Source organism: Pantoea sp. E956-1, assembly GCF_982223955.1.
The window spans coordinates 46,924-73,088 of record NZ_CEUYZP010000003.1; the positions used below are offsets into that span (position 1 = coordinate 46,924).

General features: G+C 52.7%; 27 protein-coding genes and 1 pseudogene. 16 read left to right on the plus strand and 12 right to left on the minus strand.

Features of this window, described 5'->3' with window-relative positions; all coding sequences use genetic code 11:
* Nucleotides 1-129: 129 nt before the first annotated feature.
* Nucleotides 130-438: a hypothetical protein gene (locus AC0T7J_RS10830; RefSeq protein ID WP_473794068.1), complete on the plus strand. Its 309-nt coding sequence runs from the start codon at nt 130-132 to the stop codon at nt 436-438.
* Nucleotides 439-622: 184 nt separating this feature from the next.
* Nucleotides 623-1,717: a diguanylate cyclase gene (locus AC0T7J_RS10835; protein ID WP_473794069.1), complete on the plus strand. Its 1,095-nt coding sequence runs from the start codon at nt 623-625 to the stop codon at nt 1,715-1,717.
* A 36-nt stretch (nt 1,718-1,753) separates the two neighbouring features.
* On the opposite strand, the gene map is transcribed toward AC0T7J_RS10835, so the two are convergent.
* From map to AC0T7J_RS10855, 4 genes are all read right to left on the minus strand, one after another.
* Nucleotides 1,754-2,539 (minus strand): type I methionyl aminopeptidase, encoded by a 786-nt coding sequence (map, locus tag AC0T7J_RS10840; protein WP_473794071.1) that lies wholly within the window; start codon nt 2,537-2,539, stop codon nt 1,754-1,756.
* Entirely contained in the window at nt 2,536-2,781 is a 246-nt protein-coding gene (locus tag AC0T7J_RS10845) for a ParD-like family protein (protein ID WP_473794072.1), read from the minus strand. Before AC0T7J_RS10845 ends, map begins: the two co-directional genes overlap by 4 nt.
* 634 nt (nt 2,782-3,415) lie before the next feature.
* Nucleotides 3,416-3,664, minus strand: a complete 249-nt coding sequence (locus AC0T7J_RS10850) for a hypothetical protein (RefSeq protein WP_031591642.1) — start codon at nt 3,662-3,664, stop codon at nt 3,416-3,418.
* Nucleotides 3,665-3,812: 148 nt separating this feature from the next.
* Nucleotides 3,813-4,382: a hypothetical protein gene (locus AC0T7J_RS10855; protein WP_473794074.1), complete on the minus strand. Its 570-nt coding sequence runs from the start codon at nt 4,380-4,382 to the stop codon at nt 3,813-3,815.
* On the opposite strand from AC0T7J_RS10855, the gene AC0T7J_RS10860 reads away from it, so the two are divergent.
* Both AC0T7J_RS10860 and AC0T7J_RS10865 read left to right on the plus strand, forming a co-directional pair.
* Nucleotides 4,381-5,055: an SOS response-associated peptidase family protein gene (locus tag AC0T7J_RS10860; RefSeq protein WP_473794076.1), complete on the plus strand. Its 675-nt coding sequence runs from the start codon at nt 4,381-4,383 to the stop codon at nt 5,053-5,055. The two genes, AC0T7J_RS10855 and AC0T7J_RS10860, sit on opposite strands and share 2 nt — an antisense overlap.
* 109 nt (nt 5,056-5,164) lie before the next feature.
* The gene (locus AC0T7J_RS10865) at nt 5,165-5,686 is read left to right on the plus strand and encodes a GNAT family N-acetyltransferase (RefSeq protein ID WP_473794078.1); all 522 of its coding nucleotides are present in this window, start codon (nt 5,165-5,167) and stop codon (nt 5,684-5,686) included.
* 28 nt (nt 5,687-5,714) lie between these two features.
* Here AC0T7J_RS10865 and AC0T7J_RS10870 read toward each other — a convergent pair whose 3' ends face one another.
* The gene (locus tag AC0T7J_RS10870; RefSeq protein WP_473794079.1) at nt 5,715-6,005 is read right to left on the minus strand and encodes a GrpB family protein; all 291 of its coding nucleotides are present in this window, start codon (nt 6,003-6,005) and stop codon (nt 5,715-5,717) included.
* A gap of 287 nt (nt 6,006-6,292) precedes the next feature.
* On the opposite strand from AC0T7J_RS10870, the gene AC0T7J_RS10875 reads away from it, so the two are divergent.
* The 7 genes and pseudogenes from AC0T7J_RS10875 to AC0T7J_RS10905 all read left to right on the plus strand — a co-directional run bounded on the left by AC0T7J_RS10875 (nt 6,293) and on the right by AC0T7J_RS10905 (nt 12,988).
* The gene (locus tag AC0T7J_RS10875; protein WP_473794081.1) at nt 6,293-7,867 is read left to right on the plus strand and encodes a methyl-accepting chemotaxis protein; all 1,575 of its coding nucleotides are present in this window, start codon (nt 6,293-6,295) and stop codon (nt 7,865-7,867) included.
* Between the two features lie 326 nt (nt 7,868-8,193).
* The gene (locus AC0T7J_RS10880) at nt 8,194-8,754 is read left to right on the plus strand and encodes a fasciclin domain-containing protein (RefSeq protein WP_473794082.1); all 561 of its coding nucleotides are present in this window, start codon (nt 8,194-8,196) and stop codon (nt 8,752-8,754) included.
* Between the two features lie 61 nt (nt 8,755-8,815).
* Nucleotides 8,816-9,364, plus strand: a complete 549-nt coding sequence (locus AC0T7J_RS10885; RefSeq protein WP_473794084.1) for a sigma-70 family RNA polymerase sigma factor — start codon at nt 8,816-8,818, stop codon at nt 9,362-9,364.
* The gene (locus AC0T7J_RS10890) at nt 9,361-10,038 is read left to right on the plus strand and encodes an anti-sigma factor (protein WP_473794086.1); all 678 of its coding nucleotides are present in this window, start codon (nt 9,361-9,363) and stop codon (nt 10,036-10,038) included. The genes AC0T7J_RS10885 and AC0T7J_RS10890 overlap by 4 nt, the downstream gene beginning before the upstream one ends.
* A 51-nt stretch (nt 10,039-10,089) precedes the next feature.
* The gene (locus AC0T7J_RS10895) at nt 10,090-10,596 is read left to right on the plus strand and encodes a GNAT family N-acetyltransferase (RefSeq protein WP_473794088.1); all 507 of its coding nucleotides are present in this window, start codon (nt 10,090-10,092) and stop codon (nt 10,594-10,596) included.
* 303 nt (nt 10,597-10,899) lie between these two features.
* Nucleotides 10,900-11,448, plus strand: coding sequence for a GNAT family N-acetyltransferase (locus AC0T7J_RS10900; RefSeq protein WP_473794090.1), 549 nt, complete (start codon nt 10,900-10,902; stop codon nt 11,446-11,448).
* 115 nt (nt 11,449-11,563) lie between these two features.
* Nucleotides 11,564-12,988 (plus strand): annotated as a pseudogene (locus tag AC0T7J_RS10905) (alpha,alpha-trehalose-phosphate synthase (UDP-forming)).
* Nucleotides 12,989-13,136: 148 nt separating this feature from the next.
* On the opposite strand, the gene AC0T7J_RS10910 reads toward AC0T7J_RS10905, so the two are convergent.
* Nucleotides 13,137-13,577 carry a GNAT family N-acetyltransferase gene (locus tag AC0T7J_RS10910; protein WP_473794092.1) on the minus strand — a complete coding sequence of 147 codons (441 nt, stop codon included), beginning with the start codon at nt 13,575-13,577 and terminating at the stop codon, nt 13,137-13,139.
* A 108-nt stretch (nt 13,578-13,685) separates the two neighbouring features.
* Nucleotides 13,686-14,612 (minus strand): LysR family transcriptional regulator, encoded by a 927-nt coding sequence (locus AC0T7J_RS10915; protein WP_473794093.1) that lies wholly within the window; start codon nt 14,610-14,612, stop codon nt 13,686-13,688.
* Between the two features lie 81 nt (nt 14,613-14,693).
* Here AC0T7J_RS10915 and AC0T7J_RS10920 point away from each other — a divergent pair, with 81 nt between their 5' ends.
* Nucleotides 14,694-15,647 (plus strand): MBL fold metallo-hydrolase, encoded by a 954-nt coding sequence (locus AC0T7J_RS10920; protein WP_473794095.1) that lies wholly within the window; start codon nt 14,694-14,696, stop codon nt 15,645-15,647.
* Nucleotides 15,648-15,733: 86 nt separating this feature from the next.
* On the opposite strand, the gene AC0T7J_RS10925 is transcribed toward AC0T7J_RS10920, so the two are convergent.
* Entirely contained in the window at nt 15,734-17,716 is a 1,983-nt protein-coding gene (locus AC0T7J_RS10925; protein ID WP_473794097.1) for a sigma-54-dependent Fis family transcriptional regulator, read from the minus strand.
* Nucleotides 17,717-17,902: 186 nt separating this feature from the next.
* On the opposite strand from AC0T7J_RS10925, the gene AC0T7J_RS10930 reads away from it, so the two are divergent.
* The 4 genes from AC0T7J_RS10930 (at nt 17,903) to AC0T7J_RS10945 (ending at nt 22,158) form a co-directional block, all read left to right on the plus strand.
* Nucleotides 17,903-19,348 carry a sugar porter family MFS transporter gene (locus tag AC0T7J_RS10930; RefSeq protein ID WP_473794099.1) on the plus strand — a complete coding sequence of 482 codons (1,446 nt, stop codon included), beginning with the start codon at nt 17,903-17,905 and terminating at the stop codon, nt 19,346-19,348.
* A gap of 12 nt (nt 19,349-19,360) precedes the next feature.
* On the plus strand, nt 19,361-20,374 hold the full coding sequence (locus AC0T7J_RS10935) for a Gfo/Idh/MocA family oxidoreductase (RefSeq protein ID WP_473794102.1): 1,014 nt from the start codon (nt 19,361-19,363) through the stop codon (nt 20,372-20,374).
* Nucleotides 20,374-21,153: a TIM barrel protein gene (locus tag AC0T7J_RS10940; protein WP_473794104.1), complete on the plus strand. Its 780-nt coding sequence runs from the start codon at nt 20,374-20,376 to the stop codon at nt 21,151-21,153. Before AC0T7J_RS10935 ends, AC0T7J_RS10940 begins: the two co-directional genes overlap by 1 nt.
* A gap of 81 nt (nt 21,154-21,234) precedes the next feature.
* Entirely contained in the window at nt 21,235-22,158 is a 924-nt protein-coding gene (locus tag AC0T7J_RS10945; protein ID WP_473794105.1) for a substrate-binding domain-containing protein, read from the plus strand.
* Nucleotides 22,159-22,194: 36 nt separating this feature from the next.
* On the opposite strand, the gene AC0T7J_RS10950 is transcribed toward AC0T7J_RS10945, so the two are convergent.
* The 4 genes from AC0T7J_RS10950 to AC0T7J_RS10965 form a co-directional block, all read right to left on the minus strand.
* On the minus strand, nt 22,195-22,542 hold the full coding sequence (locus AC0T7J_RS10950; RefSeq protein WP_473794107.1) for a hypothetical protein: 348 nt from the start codon (nt 22,540-22,542) through the stop codon (nt 22,195-22,197).
* 591 nt (nt 22,543-23,133) lie between these two features.
* Entirely contained in the window at nt 23,134-25,191 is a 2,058-nt protein-coding gene (locus AC0T7J_RS10955) for a pyrroloquinoline quinone-dependent dehydrogenase (protein WP_473794584.1), read from the minus strand.
* A 49-nt stretch (nt 25,192-25,240) separates the two neighbouring features.
* The gene (locus AC0T7J_RS10960; RefSeq protein WP_473794108.1) at nt 25,241-25,606 is read right to left on the minus strand and encodes a hypothetical protein; all 366 of its coding nucleotides are present in this window, start codon (nt 25,604-25,606) and stop codon (nt 25,241-25,243) included.
* A 196-nt stretch (nt 25,607-25,802) separates the two neighbouring features.
* Nucleotides 25,803-26,144: a hypothetical protein gene (locus AC0T7J_RS10965; RefSeq protein ID WP_473794110.1), complete on the minus strand. Its 342-nt coding sequence runs from the start codon at nt 26,142-26,144 to the stop codon at nt 25,803-25,805.
* Between the last annotated feature and the right edge of the window lie 21 nt (nt 26,145-26,165).

Here is a 26,165-nt window from a genome sequence, read left to right on the forward strand (position 1 = left end):
TTTCAGAGAAATTACCGGGCGGCGTGAGCGGGTGAATTCAGCAGCCCACCTGATTAATGCCAATCTCTGCGTTAACGAACCGCAAATGCGGTACACTTGCCCGAATAACTCGCCACAGGACATGCCGCTATGAACGATAAAAAGATGATTTCCATTGATCAGTTCAACGCTGAAGAACGACTGGCCGTCGAGCAAACCTATAAAGGGCTGGCCGAGAAGTACCGTCAACGAACCGGTAAAGAGCCTGATAGCAAAAAAGAGAAAGAATTCAATAGCGAAGCGCGTCAGATCGTCATGATCACTAAAATGGAGAAAGAAAGAGCGCTGGCAGAGAAGGCGAAGAAAAAACCGCTGCGTAAAAAGAAACCTTCTTCACTGACCGCCAGTGAAGTCAGCGATTTCAACTGGTCGGCCTCAATTGTAAAAGGTCGCAGATAATCTTCCTCCGCGCGTATTCATGGCGCGCGGCATCTTTTCCCCTGACTGTTATCGCCTCGTCCGCACAACCCCGGCCATTTTAGCTATGATTCACTACCAGCAATAAGAATATTCTGTAAATAATTTACATTAACTTATCAATTGCCGATAAACTGTCATAACCCGTTGCTGCTTCAGTCTGCATATGAATTATTACACCCCTGACGATATTCAACTGAAGCGCCGCTCGACGCGATTTGTGCGCCGCATGTTTATGATGCGCCAGCTCGGCACCTTTCTCTGTTTTCTGCCCATTCTGTCGGTTCTGATGGAAATGGGAAAAAGCCCGGAACTCTGCGCACTGTTATTTACGAATGCGTTTGTCTGGCCCTATGCCGCCTACCGACTGGCAGTGCGTTCGCGCGACCCCACGGGTTTTGAACGCAAGAATCTGACACTGGATGCCGCTTTCGGCGGCTTCTGGGTGGCAACCATGGCGCTGAGTCCGCTTCCCTCGATTATTATCATGGCGGTACTTATCTCCGATCGTTACGCGGCGGGCGGCTGGGTTCAGCTGAAGTCTGCTCTGCAGGCCTTTCTTTTGACCTTTTTAATGGTCTGGTTAGCGGAAAAGGCGCCTTTGCAGCTGACTTTCTCTACCCGCACTGTCTGGCTGACTCTGCCCCTCGCCAGCATTTATCTGCTGGCGCTCAGCGTGGTATCACACAATCTGACCCTGAGTCTGCGAAAGAAGAACCAGGAGCTGGAACGCATCGCGCTGATGGATCACGGTCTGAAGATACCTAACCGCCGTCTGTTTGAGCGGCGGCTTGAAAGCGAGTTTTTACGTACGCAACGAGGTGAGGCTAAAGCCTGGCTGATGCTGCTGGATGTCGATCACTTCAAACAGGTTAACGATACTTTCGGGCATGAAGCCGGCGACTTTCTGCTGGCAGAGATTTCGGCACTGCTGCGTGACAGCGTTGGTCTGAAAGATGTGCCTGCCCGCTTTGGCGGGGATGAATTGTGTGTGATTGTGCGTGATGCAGATGAAACCCGCATCCTGCTGCTGGCAGAGCAGATCAGGCAGGGGATTGCCCTGTTGCGGCTGCCAGCGTCATCCACCTTTCAGTGCTCAGTGAGTATCGGGATTGCGCCGGCAACTGATGCGGCGTCGATTCATGAATGGCTGAGATGCGCTGATGAGGCGCTTTATCAGGTCAAGCGCGCCGGGCGCAACGATGTTCGGGTGTGGCATGCCGGTACGCTGGAAACGCTCAGTGAAGTGAGAGGCCGATAGAGAAGGTAGCCTGAGACGGCGTCTCAGGCTGAGTGTTTAAATCGCCGGGTAGTCGCCGGTGCCTTCAGGCCAGGGCGTGAGCAGATCATAACCCTCATCGGTGACGGCAACGGTATGTTCCCATTGCGCCGAGAGCGAGCGATCTTTGGTGACCACTGTCCAGCCATCTGACAGCACGCTGGTTCCGGCTTTACCGGCATTAATCATCGGTTCGATAGTGAAAATCATGCCTGCTTTCAGTGGCATCCCTTCGCCCGGTGTGCCGTAGTGCAGCACCTGTGGATCGGTGTGGTAAATTTCACCGACGCCGTGACCGCAATATTCACGAACCACCGAGAAGCCAGCCGATTCAGCGACACGCTGGATAGCCGCGCCTACATCGCCCAGTGTCGCGCCAGGACGGACGGTTTTGATACCGGCGACCATCGACTGATAGGTGATCTCCACCAGACGTTTGGCACGGACTGACGGTGTGCCGACAAAGTACATCCGGCTGGTATCGCCATACCAGCCATCTTTGATGATCGCTACATCGATATTAACGATATCGCCATCCTTGAGCTTTTTACTGGCCGGAATGCCGTGGCAGACCACATGATTGACCGATGTGCAGGTAGTACGGGTATAACCGTGATAACCGATGTTTGCTGGCGTCACTTTAAGCTCATTCACAATGAAGTCGTGACAGATATCATCCAGTTCTTCCGTGGTGATGCCGGGCCGGACGTGAGGTGTAATCATCGCCAGCACCTGAGCCGCAGCCTGTCCGGCTGCTCGTGCCATCTCAATCTCCGCTGCGGTATGAATTTTAACGCTGTTCATGACACGTCTCCCTGTGTAGTGAGGCTCTCTTTGTGGAGCATATTGCGAATATCAGCGCTGCCTTCCAGTTCAAGCCGGATTAGCATCTGCGCCAGTTGATGTTGGGTCTGCTGCGGATAGAGTTCAGCCAGCATACCGAGTTTTAGCCAGTGTTCTGCCTGTGCATTAATTGAGCGGCTCATCGCCTGACTGGCAATGCGCAGATTCTCATGCATCAGGTCGGAGATTTTTACGATACCCATGCTAGCCTTATATGAAACGTATATGTTTTATATAGCTTAACGCCAACGGCGTGATTTGAAAAGAGGGGGGAGATTGTTGCGCGTCTGAAGCAGGGTACAGAATGATGACCAACGGCCAAGCATTTCGATCGGAACAGAAAAATTTACAGGTAACAGGAAGGTGTGTATTGCCAGGTAACAGTAGGGCAGCCCCGCCGAAAAAGCGCCGAAACACTGTCTTTTTCCTGAAAACGTAGCTGATGACTGAGCAGATGAAATACTGGGTTTTTCTGGTGGCTATGGATATTAAGTCTGTAGCATTGATGGCATAAAATACGGTTAAACATCAGGGATGTAATTATGCATGAATAATTGCTTTTTTATTTTTATAATATTTTCAAGTCAGGCCGACAGTACATTTAACCGATGTCTGATAAAAGCCTTTCTGTTGCATGTAACGCTCTGCTGCTTCAGGAATTTCCTCTCTGCGGCTCATGATAATCAACACATTTAAAAAATTTTACTCTACCGGCTTATACACGGTATGGCTAAGTGTAGTAGCCCATTAGCCAGCCAGAACTGATGATATCAGTATGTCGATCTCTGAAGCTATGCCGTCAGATACCGGCTGCTAAAATTGTGCACCGCGATGCACTTATCCGTTGTCAGCAACAGACAGCAAACTCTTACTCCGGTACAAGCTCCATTCAGCCCAGCAATTTTCAGGATTGATATCGAAGTAACCGCGGCATTCAGCCATGGCGAGAGCAACATCACGCGGCACTTCGATAGTTGTGGCATTATCACGGATGCTGCTGACTTCCTGCTCAGTAAGCGGGCTTCCTTTCTCATTCTCAATTTTCATCAGTAATGGGATGAGGGCAGGTATAAAAACTATGCTCATGAGTCATTTCTCATATTATTAAAGGTTCGTGTCGCTACGAAGTCACTAAAATATGACCTCTCCGGGGTGCGGTCAGTGGCATTCTGTAAAATATATCTTTCTGAAAAATATTAATTCATCGTAGTTTCTTAGCTAAAAGGCCTGAAAATCAATTAACACTGCCCAGGCATACAGGCAGGTTTGTATAGCCCGGCTGGCTTGCCATAGATAAGGGTGAACATGTCGGCGCCATATTCTGGCTAACCGGCTGGGCCTGGGACTGATTTTGATACTGGCTGTCATCGTTGTTCGTTGAGGATTTTCTTACGGCCTGACGGGCCTTCTCTCGCACGTAGGATGACGTGTAGTTATGGGCCTGGTATGCGCCGTAACCTGCTGCGCCCGCTGTAGCATATCTGGCCGTTCGCTTGCCGCTGGAATATCTCTTCTTGATTCTGGGTGTCGTTGTTTGTGATGAATAACCTGAACTAAAATTATGGCTGTAGCTTCTATGCCCACCCCCACCACGATGGCCGCGCGCATCAGCTGTGAACGAGGCAGCCATCAGTGATGCCATAGCCAGACTTAACATAATTCCCTTCATTACTGCTCCCGTTTTTTCATATTCATTAATCATGTTCTCGTCAAAAATCACGATATCTTCAGCCAGAAGAACAATTTTTTTAGATTTATTTAACTCATTTAACGCTGCGCTATCCTTATGAGAGGAGGTGCCCATGTGTGGACGGTTTGCGCAGTACAGCAGCAGAGACGATTACTTTGAATCCCAGGGGCTGAAGCCCGATGAAATCACTTATGACCCGGAGCCCATAGGCCGCTTTAACGTAGCTCCAGGCACCAAAGTGCTCTTGCTCAATGAGCGAGATAATGAAATGCACTTTGATCCGGTTTACTGGGGTTACGGTCCGGAGTGGTGGGATAAACAACCGCTCATCAATGCGCGTGGTGAAACGGCGGCGACAGGACGCATGTTTAAACCGCTGTGGGAGCATGGCCGCGCTATTGTTCCTGCCAATGGCTGGTATGAATGGAAGCGAGAGGGCGATAAAAAACAGCCTTACTTTATCTACCACAAAGAGAAAGTGCCGCTGTTCTTCGCCGCTATCGGCAAAGCGCCTTATGGTAAGGATCATGGGCATGAGGGTTTTGTTATCGTAACGGCAGCGAGCAATAAAGGCATGGTTGATATCCATGATCGACGCCCGCTGGTTTTAAGTGCGGATGCTGTACGCGAATGGCTCAGTGCCGAAACCACGCCGGAACGTGCTCAGGAAATTGCATACGAAGCCGCACTGCCTGAGAAGGACTTCACCTGGCATCCTGTTACAGCCAAAGTCGGGAACATCCACAATCAGGGTGAAGCGCTTATTAAAGAGATCAAGCCTGACTGAACAGGCCGATGAGGTGAGAAATTTACCTAGTTTCCCGCACCGGTTCCCGATATAAAAACAGGATCCCTCGTTTCTTAAACTGAGAGCGTTTATTTTGCAGCCAGACACTATGCGGTTGTTTCTTCGGCCAGTCACTCCATCCGATGCCGATGATCTTTTCAGGATCTACGGTGATCCTGCGACGAACACCTTTAATCCCGCAGGCCCACATCCGGATATTCAGCATTCACGGGAAGTGCTATCGCGCTCTGTCAGTCACTGGGAATCAAACGGCTTCGGCACTTGGGCTATCTCGCTTCGGGATAATCCAGAAAGAATCATCGGTTTTGGGGGATTGAGCATCAGAAGCTTTGCCGATATCACGATCAATAATCTGGGGTATCGTTTTTCTCCGGAATCCTGGGGGAAAGGACTGGCGACGGAATTTGCGAACTATGCAGTGAATTATGGATTCGAAGAAGTAAAACTGGCTGAGATTTCTGCAGTCGTAAGAGCAAATCATCTGGCTTCACAAAAGGTTCTGATTAATGCCGGCCTCTGGCATATCCGGGATATCTATGATGTGGAAAATGCGCCCGCAAGCATGCTCTTTACCCTGAGTCAGGATGAATGGAACGAAAAACGGGGGTGAGGAGGGTATCTCCTGTCCTGTTAAACACCTATCGTTCCAGGTTAATCAGTGCGAGCTGTAGATGATGCGCTATAAAGTTCGCTTTGAGCGCGCTGTAGCGTTGAGAATCGTTGTTAAAGAGTGATGCTGCCGCACGCTTTATCTCAGCATAAGTTGCTGCGATATCTCTGTTTTCCCTGAGGTAATCACAGAAAGCCAGGGGCCTTATTATCTGTTCGTCTCCAGATACAAACGCATGCACCTGATGGCTACGCCGTTCGCCACCCTTAATAAAATATCTGCGGCCTGAGATTCCGTTCTCACCGCGAGGGCACCTCACTGGTCAGTCATCTCAAATGACGCTGATGGGTCTGTTAAACTCATGGCGATTCACGCAAGCTGGAATGGGTTTATCCCTGTCTCAGGCGGCAAGTCACGAGAATAACACTCTCTGCTTTAATGGCATCCGCCATTGAATTACCCATTTACTCCGCCCAGGAGTCATCACTTCTTACCCCTTTCATTACTGTATTTTTTTCCCCCGCTGCCGATAACAGATCCAGTACCAGCGAGCCATAGATGCGGAACGTCGGTGATAACCCAATAAATCAGACGTCGAGGTCTTCTATGTATCGGAACAAGAAAATGAAATTAAGCGTCATGCTCACTGGATCATTCCTTGCTGTCATCTTGACGGGTGTTTTTGTGACAGCCTTTGCCGGATTTAAGCTCAATACGGCCAGCGATCAGCAGGAATTGACGCGCGCGCGGCTGGGCGATCTTCAGGCTCTTCAGACGCTCAAAGACAACTTAACTCAACAAACGGTGCTTTTACTGTCCGTGGCTTCAGGCATTCAGCCTCAGGCCGAGGAAAAACTAAAAACGCAGTTCTTTGCATTGCAGACCAACAGTGACAATACCACTGCGCATTTCCGGGAACTGATCAACGGTGCCAAAAATATTCCGGGGATCAATCTCGCTGAAGTTGAAGAGGCGTCCACGCAATTAAATAAAATCGAAGTCGCAACGGGTCCGCTTCAGCAGGCAGAGAAAAATCTGTTTATGCAGAACGCCACTCCGTTCCCGGAAAAACTCCGTGGTGAACTGATCCCTGCGCTTTCTGTTTACCGCAGTGCGGTGGATGGGATGGTTGATTATCAGGCGAGAGTCACAAGTAAAACGGCGGAAACGTCGACGCAGGCGCTCTCCGGTGTCTATATGACGCTGGCTGGCCTGACAACCCTGTTCGTTGTTATGGGCTTTGTGATGAGTGGTCTGATTACCCGCTGGCTCAAAGTTCAGCTGGGTGGCGAACCTTCTCATGCACAGGGCTTGGCCGCCGCGATTGCGGCGGGTGATCTGACGACCAAAGTCACCCTTCGTCAGGGGGATACCGTCAGCATGATGGCGTCGCTGGATAGTATGCAGTCCAATCTGCGTGACCTGGTCTCACATATCAAAGACTCTTCCGCTTCGGTCGCGATGGCCGCTGATGAAATTTCTCAGGGCAATACTGAACTCTCTTCCCGTACAGAGCAGCAGGCCGCCGCTTTGCAGGAAACCGCCGCCAGTATTGAACAGCTCACGGTTACAGTGAAAAGCAATGCTGCGGGCGCGCAGCAGACTGCGGATTCGGCCCGCGAAACCGCTGCGCTGGCGCGTTCGGGTGAACACGATATGCAGCGCATGTCAGAGACGATGAATGATATTTCAAAAAGCGCGGTGAAAGTCCGGGATATTACCTCCGTTATCGAAGGGATTGCATTTCAGACCAACATTCTGGCGCTTAACGCAGCAGTTGAAGCAGCGCGAGCGGGCGAACAGGGCCGGGGTTTCGCCGTGGTCGCGGGTGAAGTCAGGACGCTGGCGCAGCGCAGTGCAACGGCAGCCAGAGATATTAAACATCTGATTGAAGAGGCTGTGGCGCAGGTTGAAAGTGGTGTTGTCGTGGCAACCGGGACCGGCAAGAGCATTCTTGATATCAATGCGATGGTCGGAAAACTGGCCGTCGCGATGGATAACATCTCACTCGCCTCAGCTGAACAGATGCAGGGCATTTCACAGGTCAGCATTGCGGTAAATGAGATGGATGGGGTAACGCAGAATAACGCTGCGCTGGTTGAGGAATCCTCTTCCGCATCGCAGTCTCTTTCGGCTCAGGCAAACTCTTTACGTGAAGCAGTGAATGCCTTCCGCATTTAGGTTGATGCGCATGGCTCACGCCGAAAGACGTGGGTGGAGAGCATCTGAACTGTGCGGGCCATCGTTTTTTTTAAATGATTGAAATCTATGCCGGGAGCTATTGCTTGCCAGTAATGATGGCTGTCTGCTGTGCATGAAAACCAGACGTTGATGCAGTATGGACTGGTTATGTTAAGCCCACCTTCGGTGGGCTTATTGCATATCACCTCAGCCTGATCCCCCAGCTAAAAAAAATTAAAATTTTTTGCATCCGTTTTCCCTGCTCATTCGTATTAACAGATAAGGGCGCTCTCGCCCTGTCCGTTAACTCAATGAGGGAAGTGAAAATGAAACCATTCCTGCCAACTCTGATTTTTTCTGCATTAGTCTTCAGTGGCGCCACTTACGCGGCAACCATGAACAGCGACACGGTGATGGTCGGCGGAGCCGCCATGTACCCATCGAAAAATATTGTTGAGAATGCTGTTAACTCGAAAGACCACACCACGCTGGTGGCTGCCGTTAAAGCCGCTGGCCTGGTCCCGACGCTGGAAGGGAAGGGGCCGTTTACCGTTTTCGCGCCCACCAATGCCGCCTTTGAAAAACTGCCTAAGGGCACTGTCGACTCCCTGCTGAAACCAGAAAATAAACAGAAACTCACCAGTGTCCTGACCTATCACGTGGTCGCAGGAAAACTGGACATGAAAGCACTGGAGAAAAAAATCAAAGCGGGTGGCGGCAAAGCCGAGCTGAAAACGGTGAATGGCGAATCACTGTGGGTAATGGCGAACGGCCCGCACAACATTCAGCTTAAAGATGCTCAGGGCAACATTGCCAGTATCACTACGTATGATGTGAACCAGAGCAACGGTGTGATTGACGTCATTGATACCGTCCTGATGCCGTAAAGCGTTACCTATACTGAGTGTGGCCACTGAATGCGTGGCTACACCTTTAACAGGGAAGCCGATGACAAAAAATGTGCCCCACATTCAGGCCGACTTAATGAACCAGATAGCCGTCGGTGATAAAGCGGCTCTTGAGCAGCTTTACCGCGTCCTGTCGCCCCGACTCTATGGGATCATCCTGCGCATGGTCAGACGCCGGGACTGGGCGGAAGAGATCCTGCACGACACGTTCATCCATATCTGGCAGACGGCAAATTATTACGACGATAAGCGCAGTGAACCGCATATCTGGCTCAGCCACATCGCCAGAAATCGGGCGATTGATTTCCTGCGTAAACATGAAAACAGAAGCTGTTCCATGGATGATATCAGCGAAGCCGAAGCGGGTTTCCAGACACCACTTCCTGCCGATGGGAGTCATGCGGAGGCACGTCGCCTTCAGCACTGTATGGCGCACTTACCCTCTGAACAGCGACAAAGCATTTCGCTCGCCTATTATCGTGGCCTGTCACAGAGTGAGATTGCGCTCTCCATGAGTCAGCCTGAGGGTACGGTCAAAAGCTGGATCCGTCGCGCGTTAATCCATCTTCGGGAGTGCATAGGCCTATGACTGCTCAGGAACAACATGATCTCACCGCGGCGGAATATGTGCTTGGTCTTACCGACGATGCGACACGTCATCGGCTGGATAAACGCCTCAATGACGATTCAGTGTTTGCCGCGGAGGTACTTAACTGGCAGAAAGCGTTCAGCGGCATTGATCTGCTCACCCACAACGTTATCCCGCCTTCTGCGATCTGGCCGCGGATTGAGCAGAATCTTAACCCTGGCGCTGGCGTATCTGGCACGCCATCAATTCGCAGGCAACCTGGCTTCTGGCTCGGCTGGGGTCTGGCGGCGGCAATGGCGGGCATCCTCATTTACAACCAGGTGATTAATCCGGAAGCCCCACCGTCCCTGCAGCCGATTGCGGTACTCAGCGGCGCCCAGCCCGATGCACAGTTTGTGGTGAATCTGGATAAGTCAGCTTCACACCTTCAGGTTTCGGCGCTGAATATCACGCTACCAGAGAATAAAAATCTGCAGCTCTGGCTGATCAGGGGCAGTGCTCCGCCACAATCATTGGGACTGATTAATCATCGCGACAGTAACGTTTTCCGGTTACCGCCTGGCGAGTTAGATAATCAGACGGTACTGGCGGTAAGTCTGGAGCCGGTGGGGGGATCTCCGCTCAGCGGGCCGTCCGGTCCGGTAATTTTCCAGGGTAAAGTCACTTTGCTCTGATATTAAATGGCGCAGGTTCAGGGGCGGGGATTCAGCGGGAAAGGGGAGTGTGTGGCTATCCGAATGGCAAGCCGCTCTTCTCTTACCTTCACTAAATCAGGGGGAAACGATAAAAAAATGGATATCAGAGAGGCCACTGCGTCTGATACGGAAAACATCAGTGAGCTGATACACAGGGTGTCGATACAATGTAATTTTTCAGAGATAGAGCCCTGTCCGCAATGGTTTATCGAGAGCATAAAACCTGATGCGCTTAAACCGTTGATTGTTTCAGATGATTATCTCTGGCTGATTGCCGTGGAAAAAGGTGAGGTGACAGGCGTACTCACCCTTTTCGAAGGCAATTTAGTGAAATACCTTTTTGTGCATCCGGCATTTCAGCGTAAAGGGGTAGCGAGGGCACTCTGGCAGCAGGTGACACCCGTGCTGCGTTCAGAAATCAGTGTACGGTCTTCACTCTTTGCCGTCCCTTTTTATGAGAAAAAGGGATTTAAAAAAGTCGGGGAGGTCAAATTTTTTAACGGCGTATCATTCCAGACAATGATCGCTCAGCGCTGACTTAAAAAAGAGATTTTTACGTTCTCTGTTTCTGTAATAAATCGACCCGGCCATTCACTTATCAAACCAGCTTTCAGGGCGAATGGATCCGGGCCAGCCCGCCGTGTTTATTGATACCCGCGCAGATTTCCTCTCTTCAACTCACTGACTTTTCGCGTCATCGCTGCCCGCTGATGCTATATCGGGTGTGTGATTTGCAGCGTTTTTACATTTCATCAGCCTCTTTTTACGCCTTTTTTACAGGCCGATCGGTTTAATTAACGGCATCGGGCGCGGATGCGCCTCTGTTCAAGGAAGTCGTGGATGAAATGCATTAACAAGCCCTATTCCATACCGGGATGCAGCGATGCTGCAGTGGCTGATCTTGCTGAGCAGCAGCGCCTTCGCCTGATGTCGCCCCGCAAATGGTTCCGAGATGCCATTGAGGCCAGCACCGATCCGGCACTGCTGAATTACCGCCTGATTTCTCAGTGGCTGGGCGCATCGATACCGGATACCCGCTCTCTGACTCTGGCGCTGAACAATAGCCTCTGTTTTGGACTTTACCGCAATGGCCGGCAGATTGGTTTTGCCCGCGTTGTGACCGATATGGCGGAGACCTGGGTCATCCGCAATCTGTTCATTTCGCCGGAATATCGTTTTATCGGCCTGGGTTCATGGCTGCTGCACTGCTGTCTGTCTCATCCTGGCGCCAGAGGCTGCCGGAGCATTATTGCGATGGGTGAGCCCGTGCCGGTTTTCTTTGAAAGCAACGGATTTGTGGCTTTTCCCTCACTGCCCGGCGTCTGGGTGACGACCTTGCACGATGGAGGTTACGACCCGATTTGCGCAAAAAGCGCCAGCAGGCATTAAACCCAGGTGCACGCTTATGAGCGGTTTTCTCCAGTTTATTATCCAACCTCCTGTTAATAGCGGCTCGCTGCCAGGCACTGGTGCCTCTCCGCAGCGGGTTCTTAAGGAACACACCATGTCAGGCCTTATCCTTGTTTCTCATAATCAATGTCAACGATCGACGCTTACTGCCGTTTATGACGGACTGCTTTCCCGTCAGGGAGGGGTGTGGATTAGCTGGGATGGTGGAAGCACAGTGATACCCCAGGATGCGTCAAGATCTTACGCTGTGCAGCAGATGGGCCAGTATGAAACCGTGACCTTCCCCTATACGCCGGGCGAGCTGAACGAGGGTTACCACAATTATATTCACAAAGGGCTCTGGCCTGTTTTTCATCAGCGTCCGGACATGGCTCGTTTTTCCGCCAGCGGCTATCAGGAATATAAAAACATCAATAAAGCCTATGCGCGTGCCATCTGTGAAAATGCCACACCCGACGATGTTATCTGGATTCAGGATTATCACCTGCTTGGCTGTGCCACGTATCTTCGTGAAGAAGGGCTGACTAACTCAGTGGGTATTTTTCTGCATCAGCCTTTCCCGTCCGGCAGAATGTTTGAAACTATTCCCGAATGGCGCTGGTTCACTGACTCATTACTGTGTTGTGACCTGATTGGCTTTCAGACCGTGCAGGACATGAATAACTTCCTCGTCTGGCTGGAGAGTGAATTCCGAATAGAGTGGCTGGAGGCACAAAGCTTTCGTGTTCATGGCCGGATTATCAGAGTGGGTGTGTTTCCTGTCGGGATTGACCTTGACGATGTCCAGTCTCTGCGTGAGAGCAACAGCTGTGCTTATATGGAGATGCAATGCCGCGAAAGCCTGCCAGAAAATACGTTATTAAGCGGTGGCCATCTTGATGAGAGTTCAGGTCTGCCTTACCGGATCAGCACGATGGAAGTGTTGCTGCGAAGACATGATTGCTATCAGAAAAATATCACGCTGTTGCAGCTGGCGCCTCCGGCAGCCGGGCACGCACATGATGCGTCAGAACTCGGTCACACTCTGGAAGCACTGTGTGGGGAGCTTAATGGCGTACATGGCACAATGAACTGGTATCCGGTGAACTATCTGACGCACGCCTACAGCCGGGAAGAACAGGCCGGTATCTATCGTGCCTAACGCGTCGCGCTGGTAACGCCGTTGATGGCGGGCATGAGCCTGATGGCCAAAATGTATGTCGCCCTGCAGGACCCGAAAAATCCCGGGGTGCTTATCCTCTCGCAGTTTGCCGGTGCAGCCGAGCAGATGGAGGGTGCCATTATCGTCAATCCCTACGATCCAGATGCAATGGCCAGTGCGGTGCATCGCGCCCTGCAGATGCCGTTACACGAACGGCGGTGTCTGCATGCCCGTCTGATGAAGGGACTGCATATGCACAACAGCCATCACTGGGCTGAGTCGTTTTTGCGCATACTGAACGCTGAGCCAGCTGCCCCGGAAGCCTTGCCGTCGCCTGCATTTTTTCCGCACCTGAGCAGTAGCCGGGCGAGGTACTGAGTTTCAGAGGTCAAAACGGCGATTTAAAACGGATGGTGTGGACGTTAAACAACATCACGCTGATAGAGAGTGGAGCAGGTAAAAATTTTAACTGCTTATTCATTCGAGCTTTGAATTTGCACTCAATAATATGAGGTCAGGGTCCTTTTCAAACCAGGGTGTCACTGATTGATGTCGTTGTGGGGTTTTTCCAGATCTTTGCCATACCTTCACTCACAGGGCTGACGCGCGTGAAACCAAATTTTTCGTACAACTCCGGGACATCTGCCATCAACTTGACATAAGCACCATCACAGGCATTTTGATCGAGCCACTTTGTCAGCGTTTCCATTATCATGCGGCCCAGACCTTTTCCCTGATGCGTGGGATCAACAGCGACATCGACAATGTCCATATTCAGCGCGCCGTCGCCCACGATACGCCCCATTCCGATGACGGTTTCCTTCCAGAGGATATGAACACCATAACAGCTGTTAGGTAGTCCCATACGGACGGCCCTGGCGGGACGTGGCGTCAGTCCTGAGATAATACGTAAGCGGCAAAAATCCTCTACAGACGGAACAGTTTCAACAAGCTGGTAGTCAGACAAAAGTGTATCCTCTTGTTAGTCATTCAATTTCTGCAAAATGCGGCTTTCGACTTTGTTCAGGGCGGGTGATTGGCAAAGCAGGCCTTAGCTGTCCGTCAGGGCAGCTATTCAGGTTAGCTCGGTCATCACGCCACGCAGTTCCTCTCTGAGCCAGCGCAGTGGCAAATCGTTATCAAACCGTTTATGCCAGAGCAGCGAGAGGCCAATCGCGGGAGTCGCTACTGGTACGGGACTGCAGCATAAACCGTAATGGGCTATCCAGTCATCTGCCAGCCCGGCGGGAACGGTGGCTAACGCGGGTGTGCGCGCCAGCAACGGAGGCAAAGAGGAAAAATGCGGCGTCACGTAGCGAATCGAACGTGCCTTTCCTGATGTCGCAAGCTCATCATCAATGGCGCTCCAGGTCGCCCCACGATAGGAAACCAGCAGGTGATCATGTGCCACGTAATCCTCCAGCGTCAGCGGTGCATGTAACGAAAGCTGTTCCGGGTGCCATAACGTACAAAAGCGGTGTGACACCATCTTCTCGCGCTGGAGCGTGGCGGGCGTGCTCTCGCCCACTGAAATGGCAAGATCGATCTCTCCACGTGCGACCAGTTCCGCATCCCGGAAGGGATCGCTGGCCGTGACCTGAAGCGTCACGCCGGGAGCGGTGTGTGTGATGCGCGCATACAGTTCCGGCATCAGCCAGCGTTCAACCCAGTCGCTCATCCCCAGCCGAAAAACATGCGTCGCCTCTGAAGGCGTAAAGGATGCTGGCTGAAACAATACGTTCTGCATCTGTGCCATTAACGGCCCCAGCTCAGCGAGCAGCGCTTCAGCACGCGGGGTAGGCTCCATGCCTTTCGCCGTGCGCACAAACAGTGGATCACTGAACATTAGCCGCAACCGGGCCAGTGCATTACTGACTGCTGGCTGACCCAGATGCAGCTTTACTGCCGCACGCGACACGCTGCCTTCCCGCTTCAGAACGAATAGCACCGTCAGTAAATTCAGGTCGATTCGATGAAAATCATTTTCTCTGATAGTGAGCATCAGTTTAATCAATTTGAGTGATACAGGTTGCGTAAGGATACTGCCCACCACGTTGTGATGAAACTTTATGGAGAGATATTTATGAAAATTTTAATGATGATGGTGGCTCCTCTTATCGCGTTCAGTCCGGTCTATGCTGCCGAACAGACCTCTGCACGGGATCAGCAAGCTCCGGGTTATTACCGGATGACATTGGGGAAATTACGCATTACCGCAGTTTCGGACGGCACGGTGACCGTTCCCCTGAATAAATTACTGACTAACATTTCGCCTGAAAAACTAAACCAGGCAATGGCCAGAGATTCGATGACGCCGCAGGCCGAAACATCAATCAATGCCTTCGTTATTGATAATGGTAAACAGCGCATTTTAGTCGATACCGGGGCCGGTGAGCTTTTTGGACACAATGGCGGACATCTGCTGACCAATCTGGCCGCCGCTGGCTATCCGGCAGAGTCGATCGATGCCGTACTCTTAACCCATATTCATGCCGATCATTCAGGTGGTGTCATGCGTGCGGGTAAGCCTGCTTTTCCAAAGGCCGAAGTCTTCGTGGATAAACGGGATGTCGATTTCTGGCTTAATCCGGCTAACGTCAGCAGGGTAGAGGCGAGTCAGGCTCATACCTTTGCCGAATCTGAACGGACGCTTCGCCCGGTCATCAATGCTGGCCTGCTTAAAACGTTTATGGCACCAGCCACATTACCGTTGGGAATCCGTGCAGAGTCGACAGCCGGACACACGCCGGGCAGCGTACTTTATCGCGTAGAGAGTGAAGGGCAGACCCTGGTGTTGTGGGGAGATATCATCCATGCTAAAGCGGTGCAAATGCCCGATCCTGAAGTAGCCATCCATTTTGATGTGAATCAGAAGCAGGCTATCACTACACGTGAAAGGATACTGAAACAGGCTGCAGATCAGGGCTACTGGGTGGCTGCGGCGCATATTGCCTTCCCGGGCCTGGGCCATGTTCGTCATGAGGGTAACGCTTATCGCTGGGTGCCCGCTAATTACACCACGCAACTCGGACAGTAAGGTTTTTTAATTTAGCGGCAAGCGGAACGGCATCATCGCTCCCTGCTAATCGCCGGACGTCAGCTGTTCTGATGTTATGCCGCTAATCATTCAGGTCGTCGCAGCGAATCAGGCACATTTTTTCTGAAAGCACGGTAGTCGATTTTCCAGGCATTCAGCTTGTTGTATAACGCCGTTCGTGAGATCCCCAGCAGTTGCGCTGACTGCCGCAGATTCCCCTGTTGTTCACTGACAATTTGTAAAATATGCATGCGCTCCAGGTTGTGCAGTGAGGATGGCATATCCCCGGCAACCTCATTAATTGAGACTTTTTGCAGCGATTCGGGCAAATCGGTTCGGGTAATCTCTAGCCCTTCACTCAGATTGACCACACGCTCGATCACATTTTCCAGTTCCCGCACGTTTCCCGGCCAGTTCCAGGATTGCAGACATGCCATTGCGTCTGGCGCGACCACCGGCGGAATACGCTTCAGACGCGTGCAGAGTGCCTGAATAAAGATGTTAACCAGCTCCGGAATATCTTCGCGACGATCGCGCAGCGGCGGGATCTCCAGCGAAATCACATTCAGGCGGTAATAGAGATCGCGCCGGAATGCGTTTTTCTCAACGGCTTCAGGCAGATTACAGTGGGTAGCCACAATAATACGCACATTCACTTTAACGGGCTGCGCTGCGCCGATACGCAGCACTTCGCTCTCCTGCAAAACGCGCAATAAGCTGGTTTGCGCTTCGAGCGGCATCTCACCAATCTCATCAAGGAACAGGGTGCCGCCATCAGCCAGTTCAAATTTCCCTGCGGAACCGCCACGACGGGAACCGGTGAAGGCGCCATCGGCATAACCAAACAGTTCGCTTTGCACCAGATCGCGCGGTATTGCGCCGCAGTTCAGAGCGATAAATGCTTCATGCTGGCGGGGACTGGCATTATGAATGGCCTGAGCAAACAACTCTTTGCCGGTCCCGCTTTCGCCGCTGAGTAACACGGTGCTGTCGGTACGGCTGCTGACGCGTGCCTTATGGATCGACTGCTGCAGGGGCGGCGAGTGGCCGCGGATCATCTCAAAGGTGTAACTGGCGTTCACGCCCATTACCCGCCGTGTAATGGCGCGGATACGCTGATTTTCACGCAGTGACAGCACACGTCCGCCATCCGGTGCGGGCATTAAAGATATCAGGCAGGAGAGGGGATCAAGGCCCTCCGGCCTGAACTGCAGCTCAAGGTCATTACAGAAAGGCATCGTCAGCAGCGATCCGCCCTGCGGTTGCAGCAGTGCGTCAATGGGGGTGTCGTGTGGATCCAGCCCGCTGAAAATCTGGCGTGCATAGCGGTTAAGGGTTTTGATGCGACCCTGCTTATCACAGACAATGACGCCCTCATTCAGCGTCTCCAGAATGGACTGCTGTTCAGCCAGCAGGCGTCGAAGCGTCAGCTGTTGCCCGACAGCTTCTGCCGCCGCCTGGACCGTTCCCAGAGTGTGGGCATTAAAATTCTCCGGCGTGGCGGTCAGAGTCAGCACACCAACTAACTGGCCGCTGTCATCGCGGACCGGTGCCGCCGCGCACTGTCGGCGGCGCTTGCGCAGATCAAACTTCCAGTTCTCACCGCTCAGCACGTAAACCAGCCGCTGTTCAATCAGGCAGCGCGCGGTACAGTTAGTGCCCAGTACCTCTTCACGCAAAATACTGCCGACGGGTGTCAGGTCGGCACCGCAAAAATGCAGTGTCACGCCCTGCGCGTCAGTAAGGTTAATGTGTCCGTCCGGATTATAGGCGAGCAAATTTTCCATAATGCTACGCGCCACAAGAATCAGTTCAGCATTGTTCTCAAGAATCGCAGTCAGCTCACTGTCCGGCGGGGCGGTATAGATAAAGCGGTGTGGATCAATACCGTACTGCTGCGAACGCTGCCATGAATGCAAAATACTCTGTCGCAGCGCGGGTGGCTGTTCGCCCTGGGTAAAGCTCTGCCAGCTTTGCCACAACAGCGCGTCCCAGCTGTCAGCATCCTCTCTGTCCGGCAGGCTGAAAATCGCATCGCTCTCATCTCTTAATAACCGTTGCTGATTCACCGGCCGCTCCCTCCAGGTTAAATGTCCATTTTATTGACATGTGAATTTGACATGTAAACTTTGTTGCCGATTTGTGATCAGATACCGTGCCCATGCTCACAAAATTTTCCGGATTTTGGTTGGCATCTCCTTTGCAATGGTTGATGCCGTGATGTGAATCAAATAAGCCAGGGGAAATAAGTTGTTATGCGCAAACATAATTTACGCCTGATTCTGTTTATCTGTGCCATTGCCTCACTCAGTGGCGTGATTCTGGGTTATGACGCTTCCGTGATTTCCGGCGTTATCGATCCGCTGACAGAACATCTGAATTTAACGCCATGGGAAAGTGGCTGGGCGGTATCAAATGTCATTCTCGGCTGCATCGCTGGCGCATGGGGCGTTGGCTTCATTTCAGATCGTATCGGCCGCAAATCGACACTGATCGTTACCGCCATACTCTTTGTGCTCTCTGCCGTGGGCGCGGCGCTGGCCAGTTCTTTGACAGATTTTGTTATCTGGCGACTGATCGGCGGACTGGCGGTCGGGATGGCCTCTGCGATTACGCCGCTTTATATCGCGGAAGTTTCACCGAAAGACTGGCGGGGCCGCATGCTCGGCCTGCAGCAGATGCTGATGGTCGGCGGACAGGTGGCGGTTTATATCGTGAATTACCTGATAGCACGCGGTATGCCGCATCAGTGGATTGTCAGTGAAGGCTGGCGCTGGATGCTGGCCTCCGGCGTGGTACCCTGTGCGCTATTCCTGCTGCTGGTGCCATTTATGCCGGAGTCGCCGCGCTGGCTGGCGCTGAACGGTAAAAAAGATCGCGCTCTCGACGTGCTGACCCGTCTTTCGAATGCGCAGCACGCCGAGCGACTGTTACAGGAGATCCTGACATCGGGTCAGCATGATAATGCCAGTACCAGCCAGCGCGGCATCCTGCGGGACGCGCGGGCACGCTATATTCTGCTGGTTGGCTGTGCCATTGCCATTTTGCAGCAGATCTCCGGTATCAACATCCTGCTCTATTACGCGCCCTCACTCTTACAAAACATCACCGGCAGTACCCAGTCTTCCCTGTTTCACAGCATTTTCCTTGGCCTTGCGCTGCTGGCTGGCGTGGCCGTTTGTCTGAGTACTATCGATCGTCTGGGCCGGACGCTGCTGCGCTGGGGGGCACTGGGATGTGCGCTCTCTATGGTCTTCACCGCCTGGGCATTTATCGCCGATGCTGGTGGATTGCTGCCAGTGATTGGGCTGATAGCCTTCGTACTGATATTTGGCCTTTCCTGGAGCCTGGGTGCCTGGCTGCTGATCTCTGAAATCTTTCCTAATCGTATTCGTGCCGTGGCGATGGGCTTTGCGTTTGCCTCAATGTACGTCGCGAATTTTATCGTTACCCAAAGCTTCCCGATGATGAACCGCAGCCGGGTGCTGATGGAACACTTCCATGGTGCCTTCCCGCTAATGCTGTGTGCGGTGGGATCGCTTATCGCGTTCTGGTTTGTCCGCCGCTTTTTACCGGAAACCCGGGGCGTTTCACTTGAGCATATTGAGCCACTGATGCTCTCCAAATCCCGTCGTTTCGCCGCTGATGCGCAACGATCTGATCAACACCAGTCCTCGCCCGCCTGGGCTAAAGCGAAATAATAAGGAGTTTTTATGAACCATCAAACAGTGCGTGTGGGTTTAATTGGCGCAGGCCGCATGGGCAGTTTCCATGCTGAAAATCTCGCCTGGCGCGTGCCTGGTGCCACCCTGGCAGCCGTGGCCGATCCGTTCCCTGGCGCGGCGGAAAAGCTCGCCAGCCGGCTTGGGGTCAGCAAAGCGTACAGCGATCTGCATGCGCTGTTGCAGGATGATGAAATTGACGCCATTGCGATTGCGGCTCCTGCCCGGACGCATGCTGAGTGGGTGATGGCTGCGGCGAAAGCCGGCAAACATGTCTTCTGTGAAAAGCCAATGGCTGTGACGCTGGAGGAGGCCGATCGCGCTATCGCGGCGGCAAAACAGGCAGGCGTTGTGTTACAGGTAGGCTTTAATCGCCGCTTTGATTCCGGCTTTGCGGCGGCGATTGCGGCGGTGAAAAATGGCGAGAATGGGGCGACGCAGCTCAGCCGATCGGTAACCCGTGACCCAGGCCTGAACGATCCCGCCCCGATTCCGCAGTGGACAATTTTCCTTGAAACCCTCATTCACGATTTTGACACCCTGCTGCACTTCAATCACGGCGCGAAGCCGGTTGAAGTCTATGCACTGGCCGATGCACTGGTGCGGCCAGATTTCAAAGATAAAGGTCTGCTGGATACCTCGGTTGTCACTATTCGCTTTGATAACGGCGCCATCGCGATTGCTGAGGCAAACTTTCAGGCGGTGTATGGCTACGACGTGCGTGGCGAGGTCTTTGGCAGTAAAGGCATGCTTCAGGCGGGCCACATCAATGCCAATCACTGCGTGCGTTACACCGCCAGCGGGATTGCAGTGGATACGTCACGACTGGATTCAGATCTGCTGCGCGAAGCGTACGTAGCAGAAATGAGTGAGTTTGCCCGCTGTATCCGCAGCGGTGAAACGCCTCGCGCCACCGGCGAAGACGCGCGAAACGCGCTGGAAATCGCGCTGGCCTGTATCGAATCTGTGCAGCGCAACCTGCCCGTTAAGCTGGGAGTTCGCTGATGGCCGGTTATCAACTTTCCGTATGCGCTGAAATGGTATTTCTGGAACTACCGTTTGTTGAGCGCGTAAAACGCATTCATGAACTGGGTTTTGGCGTCGAAATCTGGGGATGGGCCAGCAAGGATATCGATGCGCTGGTCGCGACCGGTGCGCGCTTTACCTCTATGACCGGTTATCTGAGCGGTAATCTGACGGATGAGACGGAAATCCAGCAGCTGCTGCAAAGTGCTGAAGCGTCGCTGGCTGTAGCTGCACGTCTCGGCTGTCCGGTTCTGAATCTGCATGGCACCGGGCTTGACGATCGCGGTCTGCCGGTAAAACCCGTGACAACGGTCACGGGCGCAATGTGGCTGAAGGCCGCCGATACGTTGCGGCAGGTTGCGCTTCTCGGCGAACGCGCCGGACGGGTTTTCACCCTCGAAAACCTTAATCTGCCAGTCGATCATCCAGGCACACCCTTTGCCCTGGCGTCTGAGACGCTGGCGCTGGTCGAAGCGGTCAACAGCCCGGCGCTGAAGATGAATCTGGATCTCTACCACGCACAAATTGGCGAAGGCAATCTGATTGAACTGCTGCGGCGCTGCGGTTCCGCTATCGGAGAGATCCAGGTTGCCGATGTACCCGGCCGCCAGCAGCCGGGCACCGGTGAGATCAATTATCGTGCAATCGCCCGGACGCTACAGGAGATGGACTACAGCGGCACGGTGGCCATGGAAGGCTGGGCCAGTGGCGATAGCACAGCGGCTATCCAGCAGTTCCGCGATCACTTTACGTTGTAAGCGCAGTGCGTCGGGTATTTGCCTGTTGCCCGACGCAAAATAAAGAAAACAATAACAACCTCAACCCGACAGGAACACAATATGATTATCAGAAACCTTTTCCTTTGCCTGTGCGCCCTGCTGTTTAGTGTGGGTGTCAACGCCAAAACCCTCACCGTTGGCGTCGCGCTGGCTAACTTCGATCTTAACTTTGTCTCTATTCTTCGCACCCGCATGCAACAGGAGCTGAAAGCCAGCCAGCTCAACAGCCAGTTTGTCGATGCGAAAGGTGATGTCGCGCTGCAGGTGCAGCAGGTAGATGACTTTATCAACCAGGGCGTAGACGCCATTATTCTTAATCCGGTCGATACTCAGGGCGTCTTGCCGATGATCAACGCTGCAAAAAAGGCCGGTATTCCGCTGGTTTTTGTGAACCGGAAACCGGAAGTGAAATTGCCCGAAAACATGGCGTACGTCGGCTCTGATTCGGCGCTGGGTGGTGAAATGCAGATGGAAGCGCTGGCAAAAAAAATGAACTATAAAGGCAATGTGGCCATTCTGATGGGGGCGCTGTCGAATGAAGAGGCACGTGAGCGCACGCGTGCTGTGGAAGCCGTTATCAGCAAATATAAGAATATGAAAGTCATTGAGAAGCAGACGGCGAAATGGCAGCGCAATGAAGCGGTAGATGTCGTATCAGGCTGGCTGCTGAATCAGCGTCCGATTGATGCCATCGCCGCTAATAACGATGAGATGGCAATCGGTGCCATCATGGCGTTAAGCCAGGCGAAGAATGAAAAAATTCTTGTGGCCGGTATCGACGGAACACCGGACGGTCAGCAGTTCATTAAAAACGGCAAGATGGCGCTGACTATTTTTCAGGATGCCAGAGGCCAGGCCACCGGTGCAGTCCAGGTGACCAACGCGCTGCTGGATAAGAAGAAAGTTGAGACGCTTAACTGGGTGCCTTATAAGCTGATTACGCCTGAGAATTACCAAAAGTTCTCTGCTGATAATGCCGGTTAATCTCTTAAGCCCGCACTGCGCGGGCTAAAGCATGCATCACAATCCCACCAGCGTAATATGTTTCTTAGTGGTCAGCGCCTTATAGAGTGCTTTCGCCAGGCTGCCGGGTTCCACCTCAGGGTGAGCCCCGTCTGAATCGGTCCAGAACGATTTGATGCGCAATATGGTGTTGATACTCGTTACGCGCTCCATTTCCAGCACGGCCAGCACAGGATGGCGCATTTCGCCATGTTCCTCTGTCGCGTCCGCCTCGATCACCGCGGCGCGGGAGGCCTGACTGTCAAAGATAATGTGGCAGCGAACGCCGTTCAGATTGAGTATGCCAATGACTTCATAAAGGCACTGAACAGCCTCTGCACTGTAGGATGCGGGCACAACAAACATAACAGATCCTTCTGATGCGGAACGTAATAAGCTGCCAGCATAGGCGAACTGTATTCAGAGGTGAAGTTACTGTTTTTGAATGATAAATATAGAGTTCTAAGGTTACGATAACGCGCGTTATTTTCACTCCAGTTTTTGCTGGTACTGGTAATAAGCGAGGCGTAACCCTGTCATTGCGCTGAGGCGCGGATTTGACGTAACGAAAAGCCCGCAGGTGACCGTCTAATCGTTCCAGTCGGGAATGTATTTATCTGTACCCGCTACGTGTTAGCTGCGTGCTTCAGTCACTTAGCCGGATGAACATCAGAATAAGTTTAAGATTTTTCGCGGTATTCACTTATCTCTCACTTTTGCCGTCACGTTTAACCGGAAGTCAGCAATATGAAATCAGGTGGTGGCTTACAGACAGGTGTTATCGATGCAACAGACCCATTAGCAATAGCGACTGACGGTTTTCCTGTCGGCAGGGCTACCTTAATATCCAGGACAGGCTCGCTCACATTCCGCAGGTAGATTCGCGGGCCGTACTGCGTCCCGGAAAAAACAGGGGGCGCAAGGCCCCCTATTTTTCACTGATATTTGCTTCAGGCGCTATTCAGGTAAGGCGTAAACCACCACCTGATCGCCCACCTGATCCTTCAGGATGGTATTACCGCCAGCGACAAACGCAACATACTGACGACCTTTGTACTCATAGACCGACGGGTTCGCTACCGCCGGCGCTTCCGCCTGATCGGACCACAGCTCTTCACCACTCTCTACGGAATAGGCGCGAACTTTGGCATCCATTGACGCACCAATGAATATCACGCCGCCTGCAGTCACTGCCGGCCCGCCGATGGTGGGTGATCCCCAGCTTTCTGGCATAAAGAAGCCATACTGCTGCGATGCCCCTACGGGACGACGCCATTTTACGTCACCGGTATGCATGTCAATCGCCACGATTTCACCAAAAGGTGGCTGCCAGCACGGCATGCCCAGCCAGTTATTGGCCACCATCAGGCGCAGGCCGTAAGGCGCCCCTTCCTGGGGAGCAAAACCGCTTTCATTGCCGGAGCCATTATCCGCTTTTTCATAATCCTGGCGGCTGTAGAGTTTCACATACTGCACAATATGAGAGGTGTTGACGATTGCAATCTGTTTCTGTGGATCGAACGCGACGCCTCCCCACTGAACGCCCCCCGCGCTGTCGGGATAGGTCAGCGCGCCTTCGCCTTTGGTGGTAGGAGGCGTGTACATACCTTCATAGGTCAGCTTATCCCATAGCCTTGAACACTGGCCTGCGCCCACCACATCCGCCAGTTTCCAGATCGCTGGCTTTTTCGACTGGTCAAGCAGCGGTGCCGGTTTGGTCGGGAATGGCTGCGTTGGCGAAAGAACTTCACCCTGAACGGAGCCATCACCTTGTGGCACCGGACGCTCTTCAATCGGCCAGACATCCTCTCCGGTCAGACGGTTCACCACAAACAAAAAGCCCTGCTTAGTGGCCTGAATGAGTGCCGGGATCTGTTTGCCGTTTACGGTAATATCCATCAATGTCGGCGCAGAATTGATGTCGTAATCCCACACATCGTGATGCACCCACTGGCGAGACCAGACGACTTTACCGGTATTGATATCCAGTGCGGTGGTAGAGGTGCCGAGTGGAATAGGCGCGACGCGGTTGCCTCCCCAGTAGTTAGGAGAAGGGGATGAGACAGGCAGATAAACCAGTCCATGTGCTTCATCGGCAGACATGTGTGTCCAGACGTTAGCCGTACCGGTACGTTTGCGGACTTCAGCCGGAATGGCTTCAAATGTCCATTCCCGCTTGCCGGTCTGCGCATTGACGGCAAACACGGTCCCCGGAGGCGCTTCAGCATACGCCCAGTCTTTACCCGCCCAGCCAATCAGCAGGTGATTACCAACCACCGTTGGCGGCTGTAATACAGAAAGAGGGTACCTGGCGTTAATGGTGTTCCACTGATTGAGATCTAATATGCCATTGTCTGCAAAGTCGCTGCACGGTTTACCTGAGTCGGCATCCAGCGCAAAGAGCTTGCCATCCACGGTTCCCATGTAAACGATCTTCTGACACGCCTGCCCGTCGACCGGATTTTTAGCCTGCCAGTAGGAGACGCCACGGTTTTTCAGAACCGGCTGTGTCAGCGCTTTACGCGACGACTTCGTGTCATAGTGCCATTTCTCTTTACCTGTACCGGGATCGAGTGCAATCAGGCGGTCAAAAGGGGTGCCAATGTAAAGTGTCTGGTTGGCAAAAATAGGGGTGGCTGACCAGACGGTAGCTGGCGTGTCGCCTTTACCATCCGAGACATCGCCGGTATGAAATTCCCAGATTTTCGTTAACTTGCTGACGTTGTCAGCATTAATCTGCGTGAGAGGGCTATATTTCTGCGCGCTCAGCTGGCCATGAAAACTGTCCCAGGTAGCTAAAGAGGGCACCAGTGAGGTCGATGGATCAGTTGCAGAGGCAACGGTCTCTGCGTCTTGCTTGCCCGTTGACGCATCATTCGTGGTTTTTGTGGTGCCTGGCGCTTGTTGATTAGCCGCATCTGCATTGACTTTTTCCCGCGCGCCCATTGAGGCTTCCGCCGCTTTATCCTGCGCCTGGAGTGTCAGCGGGGTAAGCAGCAGCGCCAGGGCCGTCATGCTGACTTTCATTACTGGAAAATATTTAGTGTTATGCACGAGTGGTTCCTCAGGCTTTGACGCGATGGTTATGGCGGACGGAATTATTGTTCAACGTAATCAGACCAATAAGGCCAACCACCATCGCTGCTGTAATGATGTACTGATGCAGTAGTGCCGCTGCAAAACCGATGCCGAACAAGACAACCAAAGTCAGAATAATTAACGTAATGCGCGCACCGCGCCCGGATGCACCACGTAAAAGAAAGGTCAGTAATGCCAGCACCACGTTAGCGATAGCCACACCCAGTGCGCCGATGGTGCCAGTGACACCACTAAGTGGCGTCAGCCACGCATACAAAGCCACCGCGAAACCAATCACGGCCGCCAGTAGCAGCAGTAAGCCGCCCAGGCGAGAGGGTTTAGATTGCAACATACCAGGAAATCCCTTGTGAAATTGATTAGCCATTAAATATGGCGCACTGACAGTTTTGTGCGGCTTTTTTTCGCCCGATAATGATAAAAATATTGCGCCATAAATTGGACGCACTGCTGGCTGGCTGAATCAGAGGCTATTTTTTGTTCCAGGCGGATGATCTCTTTCTCAGCCGGCATTGGGTCAATGGATGTAATTAGGGTTGATCCCCTGGGATCAAAAGGCTGAAGTAACCTGATTTGACAGAGACACTTTTGCATTTTTGATGCGGTTCTGGTTTGTCAGAAGCCCTGTTGCCCTCCGGGCTATCAGCCTTACTCCGGGTTGCGATCAGGCTGGCAGTGAGGATCAACACCAGCCACATCAGCACCGGTACGTGGCTGTTAATACCGATGATGCCGGGCAGGTCGCTCACGGCGGAGGGGCGCTTTTCCGGAACGTGCATCAGGGCAAGCGGTTCGTCCGTTTTACCGGCCGCCCAGACGGCACACTTAATGAGAGAACGGGCGGGTTGACGGCGAGCCGTCAATGCAGGCAATCCCACTCTTTTGCATCATCA